Genomic DNA, 16,869 nt, shown 5'->3' with positions numbered 1-16,869 from the left:
ATTCCAATCTGACACGTGAGCGATACCAGCCGACTGGCAGCTCGACCGAGGATGGCATGAAAAACCGATCGACGACGGCGCAATCCATCAGGGCGGTGGGGCGCCGGGGGCCTGCCGGAATCATGGCGCTCGTGGCGGCGGCGACCCTTGCGGCGGCCACCCCGGCGATTGCGGCTAAGCAGCAGCGCCAGGTGGCCGAGGCAGTCGCGCCGCGGGCGGCCGGCGATCCGGTCATGGCGATCGTGTCGATCAAGAGCCAGCAGGTCACGTTCTACGATGCCGATGGCTGGATCGTGCGCGCGCCGGTATCGACCGGCACCACCGGACGCGAGACGCCGGCCGGCGTCTTTGCCATCCTCGAGAAGAACCGGGAGCATCGCTCGAGCCTTTATGACGATGCCTGGATGCCGCACATGCAGCGCATTACCTGGAACGGCATCGCCCTGCATGGCGGACCGCTGCCCGGCTATGCCGCCTCGCACGGCTGTGTGCGAATGCCGTTCGGCTTCGCCGAGAATGTGTTCGACAAGACCTATATCGGGATGCGCGTGATCGTCTCGCCGCATGACACGGTCCCGACGGAATTCTCTCATCCCTCGCTGTTCGTGCCAAAGCCGGAGGCCATCGCGGCCGTGCCCGGCCGGGCCGACAAGCTCTCCGCCGAGGCGGAGGAAGCCACAAGGGCGGCCGACGAGGCCAAGAAGGCTGCGTCCGTCGCCGCGAAGGAGGCCTCCGCGCTGCCGGCCGCGCTGCGCAAGCTGGAACAGCAGAAGACCCGCGCCGATGCCGAGCTCGCCTTCGCCGACAAAATGCTCGCAAATGCCAAGACGGATCAGGCCCGCGCCAAGGCCGAGGAGCTGAAGCAGAAGGCAGCAACCAAGGCTGCCGACGCGGCGACGCAGCTCGAGGCCGCCAGGGCCGCCGCGCAGCCGAAGCGCGATGCGGTGGCTGCGACCAAGGAAGCCGCGAAGACCGCTGCGGCCAGAAAGACCGAGGCCGTGAAGGCGGCGACCGACGCGAAGCTCGCGGGCGAGCCGGTCTCTGTCTACATCAGCCGGGCGACGCAGAAGCTCTATGTGCGGCGGAACACGCACAAGCCGGCGCCCGACGGCGGCGGCGAGGTCTTCGACACCAGCATCGAGGTCCCCGTCACGATCCGCAATCCCGAGCAGCCGATCGGCACGCATATCTTCACGGCGATGGCGAAGACCGCGACGGGGCTGCGCTGGAGCGTTGTCACGATCGAGAACGGCGATGAGGCCCGCAACGCGCTCGACCGCATCACCATCCCGCAGGACGTATGGGACCGCATCGGGCCGACCGCGTTGCCGCGTTCCTCGATCGTCATCTCGGACGAGCCGCTGAGCAGCGAGACCAATTACCGGACCGAGTTCGTCGCGGTCCTGAGCAACGAGCCGCAAGGCGGCTTCATCACGCGCAAGCCGACCGCGCCCGCCATGGTCGCCAGCGACGACGGCTGGGACAACGGCTTCGGCTTCTTCTACCGCGATCCCTACGTCCAGCCGGCCAACCCGCGCCGGCGCAGCCAGTATCAGTACTATCAGCCGGCGCAGCCGTTCCAGCGCGGCTTCTGGTAAAGGACGCGCCGCCTCGGCCAACGCCCCTGCTACGGGCGGGCCTCGATCACGATCGCCTGGATCTTGCCCTCCACCGGACCGGATCCATGGCGGGCCCGGATTGCCTCCGCAACCGTATCGGTCGCAGCCTGAAGCTTGCCGGCATCCCGTGCCTCGATCTCGCTGCGCAGTGGCGTGCCCTGGCAGAGCGCAATGGCGACATCTTCGGCTGAAGGCGCGCGGCTGATTTCGGATCGGGTTTCGATCGAGATGTCGCGGAAGCCAGCTCGTTCGAGATCGCTCCTGATGACGGCCTTGTCGTGATAGCCGTGCGGCGTCCGGACCATGAAACGCGGCGGATCATTGGGAAACAGCTTCTCGAGCGCGACCGTTGCTTCATGCGTGAGTGCATTCTCCTCGATGCGATCCCAAACGTTGAACACGAACGTGCCGTCCGGCTTCAGGACGCGCCTGACCTCGCCATAGGCCTTGATGCGGTTCGGAAAGAACATCGCGCCGAACTGGCAGCAGACCACGTCGAACTCGGCGTCGCCGAAGGGCAGGGCCATTGCGTCCGCCTGACGCCAGGTGATGCGATCGTCATTCGCCTGGCGCTGCGCTGCGACCGCGAGCATCGGTTCGTTGAGGTCCGTTGCAAGGTATCGAACGCCGCGCGGCAGCGCCGCCGCCACGGCCCGCGTCACCGCACCGGTGCCCGCTGCGATCTCGAGCAATACAGCGGGAGAGCGTGCGGCAACGCGCCTTGCGATGTCCTCCGCATAGACGGCGAAGATCATCGGGACCAGATACTCGTCGTAGATTTTCGGAATCGAGCCGGCGAAGACCTTGTCAGTGTCGGGCATGCTAGCCTCGCTGAAGGTTCGGACACGAGGCCACGTTACCATGGTTTCCCGCAAGAGCCAGCAACGGCGTACATTGCGGGCAATCGGTTCTACGATCTCCCGCCGCCGACCTCGCGGATCGGCCGCGTGCCGTCCCAGTTCATCGCGGCCTGCCGCACCTTTTCGAAGAACGGTCCCTTGGTGCCGCTGATATCGGAGATCTCGATCACCGTGCCCGGATGCGCCTGCGTGTCGAAATAGGCAAAGCGTCCCTTCTCGCCGCCGATCTGGCCCTCATGGCCGAGCCTGTAGCCGAGCCCGAGCGCCTTGTCGTAGAGCGCCTGATAGTCGTGGCTCCAGTACGACATATGCTGGAGGCCTTCGTGCCCGGCATCGAGAAATTCCTTGTAGAGCGAGGGCGCGTCGTTGCGCTGCTGGATCAGCTCGATCTGGAGATCGCCGGAATTCGCCAGCGCAATGCTCATCTCGACGGCCGAATCCCGGCCGCGATGGCGGAACCAGTCGGTCTTGACCCGGTCCATGTAGTACCAGGGCCCGACGCCCATCACCTCGATCCAGTGCTTCATCGCGGCGTGGATGTCCCGCACCACATATCCGTTCTGGCGCACCGCGCCGAAGATGCGGCTCATGCCCGCGCTCCCCTCGTCACGTCGATCACTTGACCTCGATGCCCGCGTCCTTGGCAACCTGCTTCCAGGCCGTGATGTCGCGCGCGTTGATGTCGCGTTGCTCCTCGCCGGGCACGAATTGCGGCGTGATGCCGAGCGCCAGCAGCTTCTGCTTCACGACGTCATCGCCAAGGGCCTCCTTCAGCGCCGCCGACAGCTTCTGCGCGATCGGCGGCGCCACGCCGGCGGGCGCATACATCGCCCAGGAGAGGCTGCGGTCGAACGCCACACCCTGCTCCTTGTAGCTGGCGACGTCAGGCAGGCTCGGCGACCGCTCGCCGCAGGCGGCCAGCGCCTTGATCGAGCCCTCCTTCACCAGCGGCGTTGCGGTGGCGACGTCGAGCGTCGCGAGCGAAATGTGGCGGCCGAGCAAATCGCCGGCCAGCTTTGCGATGCCGTTGAACGGCACGTGGTCCATCCTGATGCCGGTCTGCTGCATCAGGATTTCCGCGCAGAATTGCCCGGTCGAGCCGACGCCCCAGCTGCCGTATTGGATCGGCTCGCCCTTCTTGGCCAGCGCGACCAGATCCTTGATGTCATTGGCGGCAAAGTCCTTGGTGGCCACCAGCATGATGGCGGAGACGCCGACGCGCCCGATGGTCGTGAAATTCTTGATCGGATCGTAGGGCAGTTTTGGATAGATCGCGGGCGCCAGCACATGCGTGGTCATGCCGCCGACGGTGATGGTGTAGCCGTCATTCGCGGAAGTCGCGACCATCTGCGTGCCGATCGTGCCGGCGGCGCCGGTGTGGTTCTCGATATAGATGCTCTGCCCGAGCGTCTTGCCCATCCTCTCCGCAAGCAGCCGGCCGACCACGTCGCCACCGCCGCCGGCCGCATAGGGCAACAGCATCCTGATCTTGCGGGTGGGGTAGGCGGCAGCATCCTCGGCGCGGGCGGACGCCCCCGCAGACAGGATCAGCAGCAATGATGTGACGATGCGAAGCGCTGCGATGGTTGGCGCGGGCAAAAGGCGAGCGTGGCTTGCCATGGCGTTCTTCCCCCAATTGCTCTCCGCTTATCGAGCGGAGTTGAAACGAACGATCGTTCGTGCGGTTGACTAGCGAACGAGCGTTCGTTAGTCAAGTATCATGGCTGTCCATACCTCCAGCGCGGCGGCAGCGGCTGCGCCCACGACGCGCGAGCGCATCCTCACCGAAGCGCTCAATTTGTTCGCGCAGAGCGGCTATGGCGGCGCCTCGATGCGCGAGCTCGCGCGCCGCGTCGGCATCCGCGAGAGCAGCCTCTACAATCATTTCCCCGGCAAGGCGGCGATCCTCGAGGCGATCGTTAGCGAGCATGGCCCGGCCAGCTCGGCGAGCCGGCTGGAGGAGCCGCGCTACAAGCAGCTGGCGCGGCAGCCGGCGGAGTTCTGCCGGCAGTTCGCGCTCGACCTCGTCGAGCAATGGTCCGATCCGCGCGAGCACCAGTTCCAGAAGGTCATCACCGCCGAGCGCAACCGCGTGCCCGGCATCCGCGCCAAGTTCGCCGATCATTTCTACGCGCGCGAGCAGAGGCTGATGACGGATTATTTCCGCGGCTTCGCGCTCGCCGGCCTGATCTCGACACCCGACCCGCGCGAGACCGCGCGGCTGTTCGCCGCCGGTCTGATCTACATCCGCCTCGAGCATTACGTGATGGGCGCGGTGCCGTCGCCGCGGCCGAAGGTGATCGAGGCGATCGACCGCTACCTTGCCTTCTTCCTGTCGCTGGTCGCGGCAGGCGGTGACGCCGACAACAAGAAACGAAAGCCCAAGGGAGAAACGCGTGGCAAGGCTGCCCCTGATTGATCCGGAAACGACGAGCGGCGACATCCGCGCCTCGTTCGACCGCATGCCGGTCAAGCTCAACATCTTTCGCATGATGGCCCACGCCGAGGCCAACATGATTCCGGCGATGCGGCTCGGCAATTCCATCCTGCACAAGCAGAAGCTCAGCGCGGTCAACCGCGAGCTTCTGATCCTCCAATCCGCCCAGCTCGAAGGCGGCGCCTATGAATGGCGCCAGCACGTGCCGATCGCGCTCGGCATCGGCTGCACGCAGGACCAGATCGACGCCGTCGAGCGTAGTGACTACGACGCCACCGGCCTGAGCGAGGCCGAGCGCGCGCTGCTGAAGTTCGGCCGCGAAGTGGTCGAGAACGTCCGCGTCCCCGAGCCGATCTTCGCGGCCGTGCGAAAGCAGTTCAGCGACCAGGAGATCGTCGAGGCCATCGTCGCGCTCGGCTTCTACATGATGATGGCGCGCCTGACCGAAGCAACGGAAACCGATCTCGATCCCGCGGCCGGCATGCAGGTCTATGACGGCGGCAAGAAGCCAGGCGGCTGAGATGGCGGACACCGAAGGCAAGCCGGAGCGCTATGTCCGTCCGCCCAGCGCGGAATCATCCGGCGAAGCGCCGGGCAGGGGGCGCCTCAAAGGGCGCCGCATCCTGATCGTCGGCGGCGGCCAACGCGTGTTCGACGCAGCGAGCGATCCAATCGGCAACGGCCGTGCCATGAGCATCCTGTGCGCCCGCGAGGGCGCCAAGGTCGCGGTCGCCGATCTCAACCGCAGCTCCGCCGAAGAGACGGTGAAGCGCATCACGGATGAAGGCGGCGACAGTCTTGCCATCGCGGCCGACGTCACCTCGGAGCCCGACGTCGTCCGCATGATCGACGAGGCGCACCGCGCCATGGGCGGGCTCGACGGCATGGTGCTGAACATCGGCACCTTCGGCAAGGTCGGGCTCGATGCCGTCAGCCCCGAGGAGTGGAACAAGATCTACGACGTCAATGTCCGCGGCCCCATGCTGTGCTGTCGCGCCGCGATGCCCAGGTTCGACGATGGCGGCGCCATCGTCTTCATCTCCTCCATCGCGGCGCTGAAGGCGGGCTCGCAGATGGCGGTGTACGATTCCTCGAAAGCCGCGCTCGGCGGCCTGATGCGCAACATCGCCCATCTCGGAGCGCGCCGCGGCATCCGCGCCAACCTCGTCTATCCCGGCCTCGTCGACACCCCCAACGGCCGCGAAGCCGGCGCCGGGCGCCCCAGCCGTGGCAAGGGCCACATCCCCTTTGGCCGTCAGGCGACGGCCTGGGAGATCGCCTATGCCGTGCTGTTCTTCCTCTCCGACGAAAGCGTCTACGTCACCGCACAAACACTCGCGGTCGATAGCGGCTTGAGCGGGATGTAAGTGCTCTTTTGTAGCCCGGATGGAGCGCAAGCGTAATCCGGGACCGATGCCTCACCGTGCAACCTGCCCCGGATTGCGCTGCGCTCCATCCGGGCTACGGATGCGACAGATCAGATGATCGAGCGAGATGTGCCCCGGCCCGTAAGCCATGAGGGCAAGCGCCATCGCCGCCCAGGTGAGATGGATCGGCCAGCCGTCGGGCACCGTGAGCTCGACGATCACTGTCATCATCAGCAATCCGAGCGCTGCGAACCGCGTGCCCAGCCCCAGCACCAGCAGGATCGGCAACATGATCTCGCCGGAGCCCGAGAGAAAGGCCATCACCGTCGGGGCCGGAAAGTGATAGGGACCGCCGGGCAGATGCAGCATGAATTCGTCGCTGAACAGCGTTACTGCCGTGTCGTTGAGCCTGAGGAAGCCGTCCCATTTGAGCAGGCCCGAGCGCCAGAACGGCACGGCGAGCGCGAGGCGCAGCACCAGCTGGACCAGCGATGGCACCGCGAGCGCCTGCACCAGATGATTGGCTCTGTCGACGATTGCTCCGGGCGACGGCAGGCCGCTGGCGGGCGTCATGGGTTGCTCCGTGATCATGATGGGTCGCCGCAACAGGGCGAGGTGAAGGCACCGGCTTCGATCAGCCCGGCAATGTTCGCGGCGATGTCGAATTCGCTCGCCGCCTCCAGCGCCGCCGCCGCGGCTTCGCCGAGCGGGCGGCCCGACATGAGATGGTGGGCGAAGACCGCGCCGCCGGGTGGAAGGCGGCGCACGGCGACGTCGAATTCGCCTCGCGTGATCAGGGCATCTTCCGGCGTCGAGGCGTCGATCCGCATGACCGGTGCGTCGTCGCGGTTAGCCGTAAAGATCTCACGGCAGCGTAGTTCGAACGCAGGCATCGCGCGGCCGGGTGCGGAATGAAAACCAGATCAGCCAGGCGGTCGGGTGTCACCGCCGAGAGCCGGGCCGGCGACAGCGGGACGGCGTCGGCGGCGTGATAGGCATCGAGCCAGGCCCGCTCGAGACGCGCGACGTCGGCGAGCCAGGGCATATCTTGCGCATGCTCGTAAGCTTCGATGAACTCCGGGAAATCGCGGCCGTATTCGAACAGCAGCGGCGATGTCGGCGGCTTGCTGCGCACATGCAAGCGCGCCATCGCGCGGAAGAAGTCTATGCCGGTGATGCGCTGCACCGCCGGATAGATCGCGGCGAGCGCGTCGATCAGGCTGACCGTGACGTTGTTGCGGTAGACGTCGTAGCGCCGGCCGGCGGCCTTGCCGTTCGGGCCGGTCACGAGCTCAGGCGTGCTGCGCGCCGGATCCAGCAGCGCCGGCGCGAACGATGCGGCAAAGCACAGACCTGGTTCAGGCGGCATGACGCTCTCCTGCCGGCACGGCGGACTGATGGCGGTCGAGGATCGCCTGGGCGGCAGCAGCTTCCGCTTGCAGCACCGGCCAGTCCGGAATCTTGCTGTCCCATTCGATCAGCGTCGGCACCGACCCGCGGCGGCGGATCACGATCTCGTAGAGCTTCCAGACGGCATCGGTCACCGGGCCGTCATGGCTGTCGATCAACAGCAGGTCACCTTCGTCGTCGGCCTGCTCCGCATGCCCGGCGAGATGAATTTCCTCGACGCGCGACAGCGGGAAATCAGCGAGGTAGTCGAGCGCCGAATATCCATGGTTGGCCGCGGAGACGAACACGTTGTTGACGTCGAGCAGCAGGCCGCAGCCGGTGCGCTCCGCAACGGCGCGGATGAATTCGGTCTCGCGCATGGAGGATTCGTGGAAGGCGAGATAGGTCGACGGGTTTTCCAACAGCAGCGGTCGCCGGATCGCCTCCTGAACCTGATCGATGTGATCGCAGACGCAAGCCAGCGTCGCCGCGGTATAGGGCAGGGGCAACAGATCGTTGAAGAAGCTGGTCTCGTGCGTCGACCAGGCGAGATGCTCGGAGACCAGGGCCGGCTGATAGCGCGCGACCAGGCCGCGGAAGCGCGCCAGATGCGCCTTGTCGAGCGGCCGGGGCCCGCCGATCGACATGCAGACGCCGTGCAGCGAGAGCGGATGATCGCGGCGGATCGCCTCCAGTGCGCGATGCGGCGGCCCGCCGGCGCCCATGTAGTTCTCGGCGTGGACCTCGAAGAAGCCCCGCCGATTCTTTGCCTCGAGGATTGCCGGGAGGTGCTCGGGCTTGAAGCTCGTCCCGGCAACGCCGCCGATCGGCGTTGCGAAGCGGAGCGGCAGTGCTGGTGGCGGGGCCGGCTTGATTGTGCTCATCGTGCTGCTCCGTTCGCGCTTGCCGTTGCGCCGGCCGTCAGATCGGCTTCAGCGAACCCTTCTTGCCGCCCGGCAGCTCGATGCTGGTGCAGGTGCCACCCTTGACGAATTTCCAGGCATTACCCTGGTAGTCCACGGTCGAGGTGCCCTGGCAGGTGGTGCCCGGTCCCGCCGCGCAATCGTTCTGGCCTTTCAGTGCGACGCCGAAGCACTTCTCTTTCTTGGCGGCGACGGCGGCATCGGCTTCGGCCTTGCTCAGAGGGGCGGCGGAGGCAAGGGTCGCGAGGGCGGTCGACACCGCACCGGCGAGGACCAGGGAGGTGACGGTATGTTTGGCAGACATCGAGGTTCTCCTGTTCGAGGTGGCATCGCCTGGGATGCGCGCATGGTCTCCTTCGCTGCGCGCGCCGCCCGCGTTACGGCGGGCTGCTCACGAATACGTGAGACCGGTTGGATCGGGCGCACGGGCGGTGCGCTTGGACGGGATTAGCGGGCAAGTGGGTGCCCAAATCCAATGCCTTGGCGCTATCGACACGTTAGAGCGAGAGCATTGGATGCCTCCTACCAAGGTTGGCAGAGGTAACGGACGGCAGGACATCTGCGTAGCGATCACAAGAGTCGTACCCAGCCAAAGGCGGATACAACCATGAACGTCGATCCCGGACGCCAGCTTCGTGCGCTTGCAGGGCTGACGGTCAGCATCCGTCTTGCGGTGTCCGCGCTCGTCCTGGCCGCGATCCTGCTGACCGCGGCGCTCTCCAGCCTGCTCTGGTGGCGCACGGCGGAGGGCGCAAGCCGGCAGCTTGCCTCGACCATCAACGAGCAGATCGTGGCGGCGGTGCGCAAGGAGGTCTCGGCCATCGTCGACGAGGCGCGCGCCGCCCACACCGCGATCCGCACGCTGTTCCTCCAGAACGTGCTCGACACCCGCGAGGCCGACAAGCGCGAGTTCGTCTTTCTCTCGCAATTGCAATCGCAGGCGACGATTTCCTGGGTCGCGTTCGGCTGGCCGGACGGCTCCTTCTTCGCCGCGCACAAGCTCGGCGATCGTCGTCTGGAGATGATGGAGATCTCGCTGACGGATCATCCGGGCCAGCGCCGGGTCGACGAATACGACGTGGTGCCCGGCGACATCGAATTCGCCAACCGCCGCTTCGAGCCGACCGATTTCCGCGTCGCCGATCAGGCCTGGTTCAAGGCCGGCCTCGGCGCGGACGACCCGCAATGGTTCAGGGTCATGGACCACGCGACCGGCGAGCGGCCATCGATCGCCTTCGCCGGACCGATCGACGTCTATCAGGAGCGGCAAGGCGTGCTTGCCGTCATCATCGAATATACCAGGCTCGCGCGCTTCCTGTCGCAGCTGGAGGTCGGGCGCACGGGCACCGCCTTCATCGTCGATGGCAGCGGTGAGCTCGTCGCAGCGCCGGACAAGGACGCCGACGAGCTCCATCCGGCCCGCGGCGACACCGCGCTGCTGCCGCTGGCGCGCACAGCGCTCGACCAGGCGGGGGAAGGCGGCCGCAAGGAGGCCTGGCGAAGTCGGCTCACCTCGGGCGGTGCGGCCTATGAGGTCGCGCTGACGCCGCTGCCGTTTCCCGGCTGGTCGCTCGCGACCGTGATCCCCGAGGCCGAATTTCTCGGACCGGTCGAGACGACATTGCATCGCCTGATCCTCGGCCTCGCCATCGGCGCGGTGCTCGCGGCGCTGGCCTCGGCGATGATGGCGCGGTCCGTCATTGCGGCGCCGCTGTCGCGCGTGGTCGGCGAACTGCGCCATGTCGAAGCCTTCGCGCTGGAGCAGGTCCGTCGCCATCCATCGCGGCTCAAGGAGATTGCAAGCCTATCGGGCGCAATCGCGGAGATGGCGTCCGGCCTGTCCGCATTCCGCAAGTTCATCCCGGCCGATCTCGTCCGCGGCCTGCTGCGCCAGGGCGTCGAGGCGAAGCCCGGCGGCAGCGTGCAGGAGCTCAGCGTGATGTTCATCGACATTGCCGGCTTCACCGGATTGTCGGAGCGGCTCGGCGATCGCGTCGTGCCGCTGCTGTCGCGCTATCTGGACCTCACCTCGGAGATCATCGTCGCCAATGGCGGCACGATCGACAAGTTCATCGGCGATGCCGTGATGGCGTTCTGGGGTGCGCCGCAGCCGCAAGGCGATCACGCCGCGCGATGCTGCCGCGCCGCGCTCGCCTGCCGCCGGGCGCTCGACGAGTCGGGCCTGGTCGACGATCTCGGTCAGCCGCTCCAGATCCGCATCGGCATCAATTCCGGCCGCATGCTGGTCGGCAATATCGGCTCGGAGCTGCGGCTGAACTACACCGTGATCGGCGATGCCGTGAACGTTGCGAGCCGGCTCGAAGGCGCTAACAAATCCTACGGCACGCAGATCCTGATCGGCGCGGCGACCGAATGTCTGGCGCACGGTGCCGTCGTCACGCGCGAGGTCGACAGCATCGCGGTCTACGGACGCGAGGAGGGACTCTCCGTTCACGAGCTGATCGGGATGGTGAACGAGATGGCGGTTGGCAGCACCGGCTGGATCGCCGATTACGAGCGCGGCCTCGCCGCCTATCGCGCCCGCCGCTTTGCCGATGCGCTCGCCGATTTCGAGGCGGTGCTGAAGCAGCGCGGCGACGATCGCCCGGCCGAGCTGATGCGCGACCGCTGCCGTCGGCTCGCTGCAGCTGCGCCCGACGTCAGCTGGCGGCCTGTGGCGGCATTGGCGTCGAAATAGCCGCGCGGATTCCGCGGGCGTCATGCGCGCGTCCGCGCATTCCGCAGGCCGAACCCTTGAGCTAGCCGGGGGCCTATTGTAAGGGATCGCCTGGGTCTGCAGTTCACCCAGGCGTCAGCGTCCCGCGAAGCTTCTGCGTCATCTCAAGGCCGGCGCACCCGGAAGCGTGGAAGGCGCAACATGACCGCAAATCCGGACGCATTGCCGCTCGCCGGGCCTGCTCCGGTCTCGGTGCAGACCTCCCGCGGGATCATCCAATGCTCGGTCGCAGGCGAGGGGCCTGCGATCCTCGCCATCCATGGTGGCATGGGCGGCCACGACCAATCGTGGCTGCTCGCGCGTGCACTCACTTCGACGCTCGGCGACAAGCGGGTTCTTGCCGTGTCTCGTCCGGGCTATCTCGGCTCGCGCCTGGAGCTGGGCGCCTCGCCCGATGACCAGGCTGATCTCTATCGCGATCTGCTCGACGCGCTCGGGATTTCCAGCGCGGCCGTCGTCGCGGTCTCGGCCGGCGGCCCTTCGGCGCTGCAATTTGCCGCGCGGCATCCCTCGCGCTGCCGCGCGTTGGTGCTGGTGTCGGCCTGCACGGGACGACTGCAAACGCCGCCGGACATCGCCGCGCGCCTGCGCATGATGCGCCATCTTGCGCGTCTTCCCGGATTGCCAGGGGTCCTGAAGTGGCGGGCTGAACGCAATCCGCAAGCTGGTGCGCGCCGCGCGATTCCCGATGACGCAATGCGCGAGCGAACCTTGCGCCATCCCGAGGCAGGCCTCTTATTGCGCACCTTGCAGGCGAGCGTGTTCGAGCATCTAGCCGCCAGGATCCCCGGGACCGTCAACGACATCGCGCAATTTGCCGCGCTCGAGCGGTTGCCCGCAGGAACGGTCTCGGCGCCTGCTCTCGTCGTGCACGGACGCGCCGATGATGTGGTGGCGTTCTCGCATGCCGAGAACGTCTGCCGGGCAATCCCGCAGGCGAAGCTGCTGGCGCTCCCCGATGGCGGTCACGTCTCGCTGTTCACGCATCTGGACACGGTGCGCAAGGAGGCCGAGCCGTTCCTGGACGGGCGCGCCGATGCTCCGCACCCTCATCGCATTGGGGATCTCCATGAAGGCCACGCTGCTCAATCCTGAAATCTACACCCGCTCGCCGTGGAAGAACGGCGGCGGCGTCTTTACCGACATCGCGGATGCGCATCGGGCCGATGCGCCGCGGAAGGACTGGGACAGCCTGCTCTGGCGCTTCGCGTCGACGCCGATTCTTGCGCCCGGTCCGTTCTCCCACATGCCCGGCATCGACCGCTTGCAGATGGTCGTCGAGGGGCGCGGGCTGGTGCTCAAGTCGCCGACGCAGGAATTCGACGAACGTGAACCTTTTACGACGGTGCGTTTCACCGGCGAGCTCGAGATCGTGACCGAGCTCGCGGCCGGTCCTGTCGAGGTCGTGAACCTCATGGCGCGGCGCGGTGCGGCCGAGATCGATCTCCTCGCACTGAAGCAGCCCGGCGATCACCGGCACCTCGCCGCCGGCACGCATCTGGTCTACGCCCCGCGGGGCGAATGCCGCATCCGCCTCGACAATGAGGAATTTGCGATTCCCCGCACCGGCACGCTGAAGCTCGAGCTGGCGGGGCCGTCGCAGCTTGCGCTCGTCGCGGGCCTGGCGGTGCTGGGGTCGATCCGGCTTCTGGTCTAGAACCTCGGACCGATGCGCACAATCCATGCAACTGGCCAGGTTGACGCCGCCCGGCCGGCACACGATATCTGCTTCGCTAAAGATGCCAGCCCGAGGGGCAGAATATGAATGCGCCAGACACATACGCCCCCACGCAGGCCGACGGCGTCATCGACTGGCTGACCAACGGCACGCGCGACGAGCGCTACATCGATAATATCTTTGCGCAGATGTGCATCCGCCTGCAGCAGGCGGGCATTCCGCTCAAGCGGTCGACGCTTCACGTGATGATCCATCATCCGCAATGGCTGGGCGCCCGCATGATGTGGTCCGACGGCAAGCGCGAGGCGGAGATCACGCTGGCCGACTATGACGTTCGCGAGCGGTCCGAATATATCGGCAGCTCCGCCAACGAGATCCATGACGGTGCCGACGAGGTCCGCGAAAAGCTCGAACAGGATTCCTCGCTCGGTCGCAAGCATGCTCTCTATGACGACATGCGCTCGCTGGGCATGACCGATTATGTGGCCTGGCCGCTGCTGCACACGCTCGGCAAGCGCCACGTCGTCACATTTGCCACTGATCGTCCCGGCGGCTTCGACGACGCGCATGTCGCCGGCCTGAAGAAGCTGTTGCCGGTGCTGGCGCTGGTCAGCGAGATCCGCATCAAGAATCGGCTGGCGCGCACGCTGCTCGAGACCTATGTCGGCTCCCATGCCGGCGAGCTGATCCTGGCCGGCGCCACAAGGCGCGGCACCGGCACGACGGTGCGCGCCGCGATCATGATCTGCGATCTCAGGGACTTCACCAAGATCTCCGACAACTGGCCGCGCGATGACGTCATCGACCTTCTCAACGACTATTTCGACGCGATGTCGGAGCCGATCGCGCGGCACGGCGGCGAGATCCTGAAATTCATCGGTGACGGGCTGCTCGCCATCTTCCCGCTGCATCAGCCGAACGCCTGCGCCAATCTTCTGCACGCGGTGGCAGAGGCGAGGGGAGCCATGGCCGCGCTCAACGATCGGAACAGCGCGACCGGCCGCGCGCCGCTGAACTACGGCATCGGCGTCCACGTCGGCGATGTCATGTACGGCAATATCGGATCGGCCCAGCGGCTGGATTTCACGGTGATCGGCCCGGCCGTCAACATGGCCTCCCGCCTGGAGGCGCTGACCAAGACGCTCGGCAGGAACGTGCTGTTGTCACGCGATTTCGCCGAGCTTGTCGAAAAGGAGTTCGCATTGGAGCATGTCGGCCGGCACGAGGTGCGCGGCTTCAACGCCCCGATCGAGCTGTATGCCTATCCGGCTCGCGCTATTTCCGGTTAGTTCCGGGAGCGTTCGGCAGGGCCTGCTGGCCGCCCTGGGTCTGCCTGGCCGGATCGTTGTCGCCCGGCCTCATCGTTGACGACTTCGCCGGTGCACTGGCGCCGCCGCTGTTGGCGTCCGACGACGTATTGAGGCTGGAGGCGCCCGCGCCGGTCGTGCCGCCGGTGCCGGTCGAATTGATGCCGGAGCCCGTCCTCGACGGCCCCGCGCCGCTTTGCGCGAAGGCGTAAGGAGACGAGGCGAGCGCCGCGATGAGCCCTGCTATGACGAGTGCTTTCATGTCCGCTCCTGTGCTCGGCCTAGTGCATGATCCGGAAAAGTGCGCAGCGGTTTTCCGAAAAGATCATGCTCAAACAATAACCTGTAGCGCGATGACGGTTCATCCTGATCGCGTCGCGCTCTAGGCGGCCCCGGCCCGGCATCCGGGGGCGGGGCTTGAGCCGAGGCCGCCATTTGCCGGAATGGTGAGACGCCGGCGAAAGGCCAATGCGCGGGAACGCGCGGTCGTTCCAATTCCTGCCGGCGGTCGCAACCCCGCTGAACTACGCCGACCAGCGATCCTGCTCTTCCTGGTGGGCGTGCTCGTTCAGCCGGTCGGCGATCTCGTCCGCAATCTGCTCGGTCTCGGCCGAGCCCACCGGCTCGCCCTTGTGGGTCTTCAGCTTGTCCTTGTCGGCTTCGATCGGAAAATCGTCGGGTGTCAGTCCGGTCGTCTTGTTCATAGTGCGCCTCACTGTCTCCAGTTGGGGAAAACACACGTGAAGGGCCGATCGTTGCTACGAAGATGAAGCCGCTGGACGAGGCGGCGTCAGGCGCCGCCGACTGCCCGCGTGATGGTGCCGCTCCCGCCGCAGGTGGCGCAAGGCGCGCCGTCGATGCGTCCCTTGCCGTGACAATCGGGACAGACGTCGTCGCCGGTGCCCTTGGTTCCGGGCGGGGCTTCGTCACCGGGATTGAGCGCTGCTTGCGTCGGAATCTTTGCGTCTTGCGCGTGGGCAGCCTTGGTCTTGGTCATCTGCGCCTCCTCGACAACACCGCAACGCGCCTTGCCGCAGAAAGTGCCAATCGGAGTTCGCAGCGCAGTCAACGGAACCGCGCTGCTGATCTCGCTACTTCTCGACTGCGCCCGTCCAGTCCTTGAAGCCGCCGACGTTGTAGACGTTCTCGTAACCCATATCCTTCAAGAGCTTACCGGCCAGCGCCGACCTGCCACCGGATGCGCAATAGGATGACGGTCTTGCTCTTGTCGAACGCCTTGTCATGATAGGGCGACTCCGGGTCGGCGCGAAACTCCAGCATCCCGCGCGAGACATTCACGGCGCCGGCGATCTTGCCGCTGGCGGCGACTTCCGGCGCATCGCGAACGTCCACGACTAGCGTGTTGCCCTGGTTGATCATCTCGGCCGCCTGCTCCGAGGTGATCTTCGGGACCGCCGCGTTCGCAGCTTCCAGCATTTGCTTGACACTCGTTGCCATGGGTTCTCTCCGGGTCTTCATCTGCCGCCCCACAAGACGATAGCACATCGATCTGGACATCGCTCCCGGATGAACTTGTCCTGCTGGAGTCAGCAGGCCGGGGCCGGTTGCCAAGGCCGGATTGTACGACTAGCTTTGCCGAAGCTACGCCCAAACGGTCTCCGGCCGCACTTTCATGCCCAAATTCCTCCGCATCGGTGTCCATCAGTCCAACGTCTCCGGATACACCTCGAAGGCGTGGTGTGTCAGGCGGGTCGGCTCGGCGGTCTTCCTGAAATGGGGCGCGGTTGAAGTGCATGGGACCGGGTCTGCGCGCAAGGTCTATTGGTCGCGTCTGCCGCAGGAGAAGACCGTTCGTTGCGGCACCGCGCAGCGCGCGCAGGACTACACCAAAGCCGCGATCGCGCGGCGCCGCAGCCATCGCTATGAGCCGCTGACCGGCACGATCGCGAACCGGCGGCCGTCGGCCGCACGCGGGGCCGAGCTCAAGCAGGCGCTCGGCACCATCCTGATCGTCGACATCGTCGGCTCCACCGCGAAGGCGGCCAAGCTCGGCGATGCGCGCTGGACCAAGGTCATGGGCCATTACTACGCGGCGGTGCGCAAGGAGCTGAAGACGTGCGGCGGCAAGGAGGTCGTGACCACTGGCGACGGTGTTCTGGCAACCTTCAAGAAGCCCGCCGCCGGCATCGCCTGCGCCACCGCGGTTCAGAAAGCCGTGCGCACGCTCGGCCTCGAAATCCGCGTGGGCCTGCATGCCGGCGAATACACCATCAGCGGCGGCGAGATGGTCGGCCTCGCCTTCCACATCGGCACCCGCATCGCCGCGAAAGCGCGCGCCGGCGAGGTCCTGGTGTCGAGTGCGGTGAAGGAGCTGATGACGGCGCAGGCGGCGATCGCACTGCGGGATCACGGCGTGCACCGGCTGAAGGGCGTCCCGGAGCGGTGGCGGCTGTGGCGGGTGGAGGGGTGACGGGGCTGGACAGCCCTTGCGAGGCTGCGCCCGGATGGAAGGCTCCGGCTATTCAAGCTTCCAAACAAGCGTTTCGCGCCGTTTCGGCCCGAATTGAGCCGATCGCCGGATGCGGTCGGTC

General features: G+C 66.4%; 18 protein-coding genes and 2 pseudogenes. 9 read left to right on the top strand and 11 right to left on the bottom strand.

Annotated features, from left to right (window positions below; all coding sequences use genetic code 11):
• The first annotated feature begins 56 nt into the window (after positions 1-56).
• On the top strand, positions 57-1,598 hold the full coding sequence (locus ABIA45_RS21740; protein ID WP_404543667.1) for a L,D-transpeptidase: 1,542 nt from the start codon (positions 57-59) through the stop codon (positions 1,596-1,598).
• 29 nt (positions 1,599-1,627) lie between these two features.
• Here ABIA45_RS21740 and ABIA45_RS21735 read toward each other — a convergent pair whose 3' ends face one another.
• From ABIA45_RS21735 to ABIA45_RS21725, 3 genes are all read right to left on the bottom strand, one after another.
• Complete coding sequence (locus ABIA45_RS21735; RefSeq protein WP_271538735.1) at positions 1,628-2,440, bottom strand: class I SAM-dependent methyltransferase; 813 nt, start codon at positions 2,438-2,440, stop codon at positions 1,628-1,630.
• Positions 2,441-2,529: 89 nt separating this feature from the next.
• A complete protein-coding gene (locus tag ABIA45_RS21730; protein ID WP_271538733.1) occupies positions 2,530-3,069 on the bottom strand; it encodes a VOC family protein in 540 nt (179 codons plus the stop codon).
• Positions 3,070-3,094: 25 nt separating this feature from the next.
• Positions 3,095-4,099 (bottom strand): Bug family tripartite tricarboxylate transporter substrate binding protein, encoded by a 1,005-nt coding sequence (locus ABIA45_RS21725; protein WP_404543663.1) that lies wholly within the window; start codon positions 4,097-4,099, stop codon positions 3,095-3,097.
• Between the two features lie 100 nt (positions 4,100-4,199).
• Here ABIA45_RS21725 and ABIA45_RS21720 point away from each other — a divergent pair, with 100 nt between their 5' ends.
• The 3 genes from ABIA45_RS21720 to ABIA45_RS21710 are packed head-to-tail and all read left to right on the top strand — an operon-like array spanning position 4,200 to position 6,283.
• Positions 4,200-4,898, top strand: coding sequence for a TetR/AcrR family transcriptional regulator (locus ABIA45_RS21720; protein ID WP_404543661.1), 699 nt, complete (start codon positions 4,200-4,202; stop codon positions 4,896-4,898).
• Positions 4,876-5,436, top strand: coding sequence for a carboxymuconolactone decarboxylase family protein (locus ABIA45_RS21715; protein WP_404653567.1), 561 nt, complete (start codon positions 4,876-4,878; stop codon positions 5,434-5,436). Before ABIA45_RS21720 ends, ABIA45_RS21715 begins: the two co-directional genes overlap by 23 nt.
• Position 5,437: 1 nt before the next feature.
• Entirely contained in the window at positions 5,438-6,283 is an 846-nt protein-coding gene (locus ABIA45_RS21710; RefSeq protein ID WP_404653566.1) for an SDR family NAD(P)-dependent oxidoreductase, read from the top strand.
• 51 nt (positions 6,284-6,334) lie between these two features.
• Here ABIA45_RS21710 and ABIA45_RS21705 read toward each other — a convergent pair whose 3' ends face one another.
• From ABIA45_RS21705 to ABIA45_RS21690, 4 genes and pseudogenes are all read right to left on the bottom strand, one after another.
• Positions 6,335-6,874, bottom strand: a complete 540-nt coding sequence (locus ABIA45_RS21705; protein WP_157285245.1) for a DoxX family protein — start codon at positions 6,872-6,874, stop codon at positions 6,335-6,337.
• Positions 6,871-7,652, bottom strand: a pseudogene (locus tag ABIA45_RS21700) (DNA-binding domain-containing protein). Before ABIA45_RS21700 ends, ABIA45_RS21705 begins: the two are co-directional and overlap by 4 nt.
• Positions 7,642-8,556, bottom strand: a complete 915-nt coding sequence (locus tag ABIA45_RS21695) for a DUF692 domain-containing protein (protein ID WP_271538720.1) — start codon at positions 8,554-8,556, stop codon at positions 7,642-7,644. The pseudogene ABIA45_RS21700 and the gene ABIA45_RS21695 overlap by 11 nt, the downstream one beginning before the upstream one ends.
• A 37-nt stretch (positions 8,557-8,593) precedes the next feature.
• The gene (locus ABIA45_RS21690; protein WP_036026732.1) at positions 8,594-8,899 is read right to left on the bottom strand and encodes a DUF2282 domain-containing protein; all 306 of its coding nucleotides are present in this window, start codon (positions 8,897-8,899) and stop codon (positions 8,594-8,596) included.
• A gap of 303 nt (positions 8,900-9,202) precedes the next feature.
• Between ABIA45_RS21690 and ABIA45_RS21685 the strand changes: the two genes are divergently transcribed.
• The 4 genes from ABIA45_RS21685 to ABIA45_RS21670 all read left to right on the top strand — a co-directional run bounded on the left by ABIA45_RS21685 (position 9,203) and on the right by ABIA45_RS21670 (position 14,299).
• Positions 9,203-11,293 (top strand): adenylate/guanylate cyclase domain-containing protein, encoded by a 2,091-nt coding sequence (locus ABIA45_RS21685; protein ID WP_271538717.1) that lies wholly within the window; start codon positions 9,203-9,205, stop codon positions 11,291-11,293.
• A 180-nt stretch (positions 11,294-11,473) separates the two neighbouring features.
• Entirely contained in the window at positions 11,474-12,427 is a 954-nt protein-coding gene (locus ABIA45_RS21680) for an alpha/beta fold hydrolase (protein ID WP_404653564.1), read from the top strand.
• Positions 12,402-12,989, top strand: a complete 588-nt coding sequence (locus tag ABIA45_RS21675) for a HutD family protein (RefSeq protein WP_404653563.1) — start codon at positions 12,402-12,404, stop codon at positions 12,987-12,989. Before ABIA45_RS21680 ends, ABIA45_RS21675 begins: the two co-directional genes overlap by 26 nt.
• Positions 12,990-13,093: 104 nt before the next feature.
• Positions 13,094-14,299: an adenylate/guanylate cyclase domain-containing protein gene (locus ABIA45_RS21670; RefSeq protein WP_157285240.1), complete on the top strand. Its 1,206-nt coding sequence runs from the start codon at positions 13,094-13,096 to the stop codon at positions 14,297-14,299.
• Here ABIA45_RS21670 and ABIA45_RS21665 read toward each other — a convergent pair.
• From ABIA45_RS21665 to ABIA45_RS21650, 4 genes and pseudogenes are all read right to left on the bottom strand, one after another.
• Positions 14,286-14,579, bottom strand: a complete 294-nt coding sequence (locus ABIA45_RS21665; RefSeq protein ID WP_128262803.1) for a hypothetical protein — start codon at positions 14,577-14,579, stop codon at positions 14,286-14,288. The genes ABIA45_RS21670 and ABIA45_RS21665 overlap by 14 nt on opposite strands.
• A 262-nt stretch (positions 14,580-14,841) precedes the next feature.
• Positions 14,842-15,021 carry a hypothetical protein gene (locus ABIA45_RS21660; protein WP_128262804.1) on the bottom strand — a complete coding sequence of 60 codons (180 nt, stop codon included), beginning with the start codon at positions 15,019-15,021 and terminating at the stop codon, positions 14,842-14,844.
• An 86-nt stretch (positions 15,022-15,107) separates the two neighbouring features.
• Complete coding sequence (locus tag ABIA45_RS21655; RefSeq protein WP_050991724.1) at positions 15,108-15,314, bottom strand: hypothetical protein; 207 nt, start codon at positions 15,312-15,314, stop codon at positions 15,108-15,110.
• Between the two features lie 94 nt (positions 15,315-15,408).
• A pseudogene (locus tag ABIA45_RS21650) lies at positions 15,409-15,775 on the bottom strand (rhodanese-like domain-containing protein).
• Between the two features lie 175 nt (positions 15,776-15,950).
• On the opposite strand from ABIA45_RS21650, the gene ABIA45_RS21645 reads away from it, so the two are divergent.
• Positions 15,951-16,748 (top strand): adenylate/guanylate cyclase domain-containing protein, encoded by a 798-nt coding sequence (locus tag ABIA45_RS21645; RefSeq protein WP_404653562.1) that lies wholly within the window; start codon positions 15,951-15,953, stop codon positions 16,746-16,748.
• Positions 16,749-16,869: the final 121 nt, after the last annotated feature.

Source organism: Bradyrhizobium sp. USDA 336, from assembly GCF_044908355.1.
Classification (GTDB): Bacteria; Pseudomonadota; Alphaproteobacteria; order Rhizobiales; family Xanthobacteraceae; genus Bradyrhizobium; species Bradyrhizobium yuanmingense.
Note: the sequence above shows the minus strand (reverse complement) of the source record. Positions and strands in the feature narration are given on the sequence as shown.

What these genes read in the sequence shown, in the direction of transcription:
- ABIA45_RS21740 (WP_404543667.1), top strand. Translation starts at nt 57, where the DNA reads ATGAAAAACCGATCGACGACGGCGCAATCCATCAGGGCGGTGGGGCGC.
- ABIA45_RS21735 (WP_271538735.1), bottom strand. Translation starts at nt 2,440, where the DNA reads ATGCCCGACACTGACAAGGTCTTCGCCGGCTCGATTCCGAAAATCTAC.
- ABIA45_RS21730 (WP_271538733.1), bottom strand. Translation starts at nt 3,069, where the DNA reads ATGAGCCGCATCTTCGGCGCGGTGCGCCAGAACGGATATGTGGTGCGG.
- ABIA45_RS21725 (WP_404543663.1), bottom strand. Translation starts at nt 4,099, where the DNA reads ATGGCAAGCCACGCTCGCCTTTTGCCCGCGCCAACCATCGCAGCGCTT.
- ABIA45_RS21720 (WP_404543661.1), top strand. Translation starts at nt 4,200, where the DNA reads ATGGCTGTCCATACCTCCAGCGCGGCGGCAGCGGCTGCGCCCACGACG.
- ABIA45_RS21710 (WP_404653566.1), top strand. Translation starts at nt 5,438, where the DNA reads ATGGCGGACACCGAAGGCAAGCCGGAGCGCTATGTCCGTCCGCCCAGC.
- ABIA45_RS21705 (WP_157285245.1), bottom strand. Translation starts at nt 6,874, where the DNA reads ATGATCACGGAGCAACCCATGACGCCCGCCAGCGGCCTGCCGTCGCCC.
- ABIA45_RS21695 (WP_271538720.1), bottom strand. Translation starts at nt 8,556, where the DNA reads ATGAGCACAATCAAGCCGGCCCCGCCACCAGCACTGCCGCTCCGCTTC.
- ABIA45_RS21690 (WP_036026732.1), bottom strand. Translation starts at nt 8,899, where the DNA reads ATGTCTGCCAAACATACCGTCACCTCCCTGGTCCTCGCCGGTGCGGTG.
- ABIA45_RS21685 (WP_271538717.1), top strand. Translation starts at nt 9,203, where the DNA reads ATGAACGTCGATCCCGGACGCCAGCTTCGTGCGCTTGCAGGGCTGACG.
- ABIA45_RS21680 (WP_404653564.1), top strand. Translation starts at nt 11,474, where the DNA reads ATGACCGCAAATCCGGACGCATTGCCGCTCGCCGGGCCTGCTCCGGTC.
- ABIA45_RS21675 (WP_404653563.1), top strand. Translation starts at nt 12,402, where the DNA reads ATGAAGGCCACGCTGCTCAATCCTGAAATCTACACCCGCTCGCCGTGG.
- ABIA45_RS21670 (WP_157285240.1), top strand. Translation starts at nt 13,094, where the DNA reads ATGAATGCGCCAGACACATACGCCCCCACGCAGGCCGACGGCGTCATC.
- ABIA45_RS21665 (WP_128262803.1), bottom strand. Translation starts at nt 14,579, where the DNA reads ATGAAAGCACTCGTCATAGCAGGGCTCATCGCGGCGCTCGCCTCGTCT.
- ABIA45_RS21660 (WP_128262804.1), bottom strand. Translation starts at nt 15,021, where the DNA reads ATGAACAAGACGACCGGACTGACACCCGACGATTTTCCGATCGAAGCC.
- ABIA45_RS21655 (WP_050991724.1), bottom strand. Translation starts at nt 15,314, where the DNA reads ATGACCAAGACCAAGGCTGCCCACGCGCAAGACGCAAAGATTCCGACG.
- ABIA45_RS21645 (WP_404653562.1), top strand. Translation starts at nt 15,951, where the DNA reads ATGCCCAAATTCCTCCGCATCGGTGTCCATCAGTCCAACGTCTCCGGA.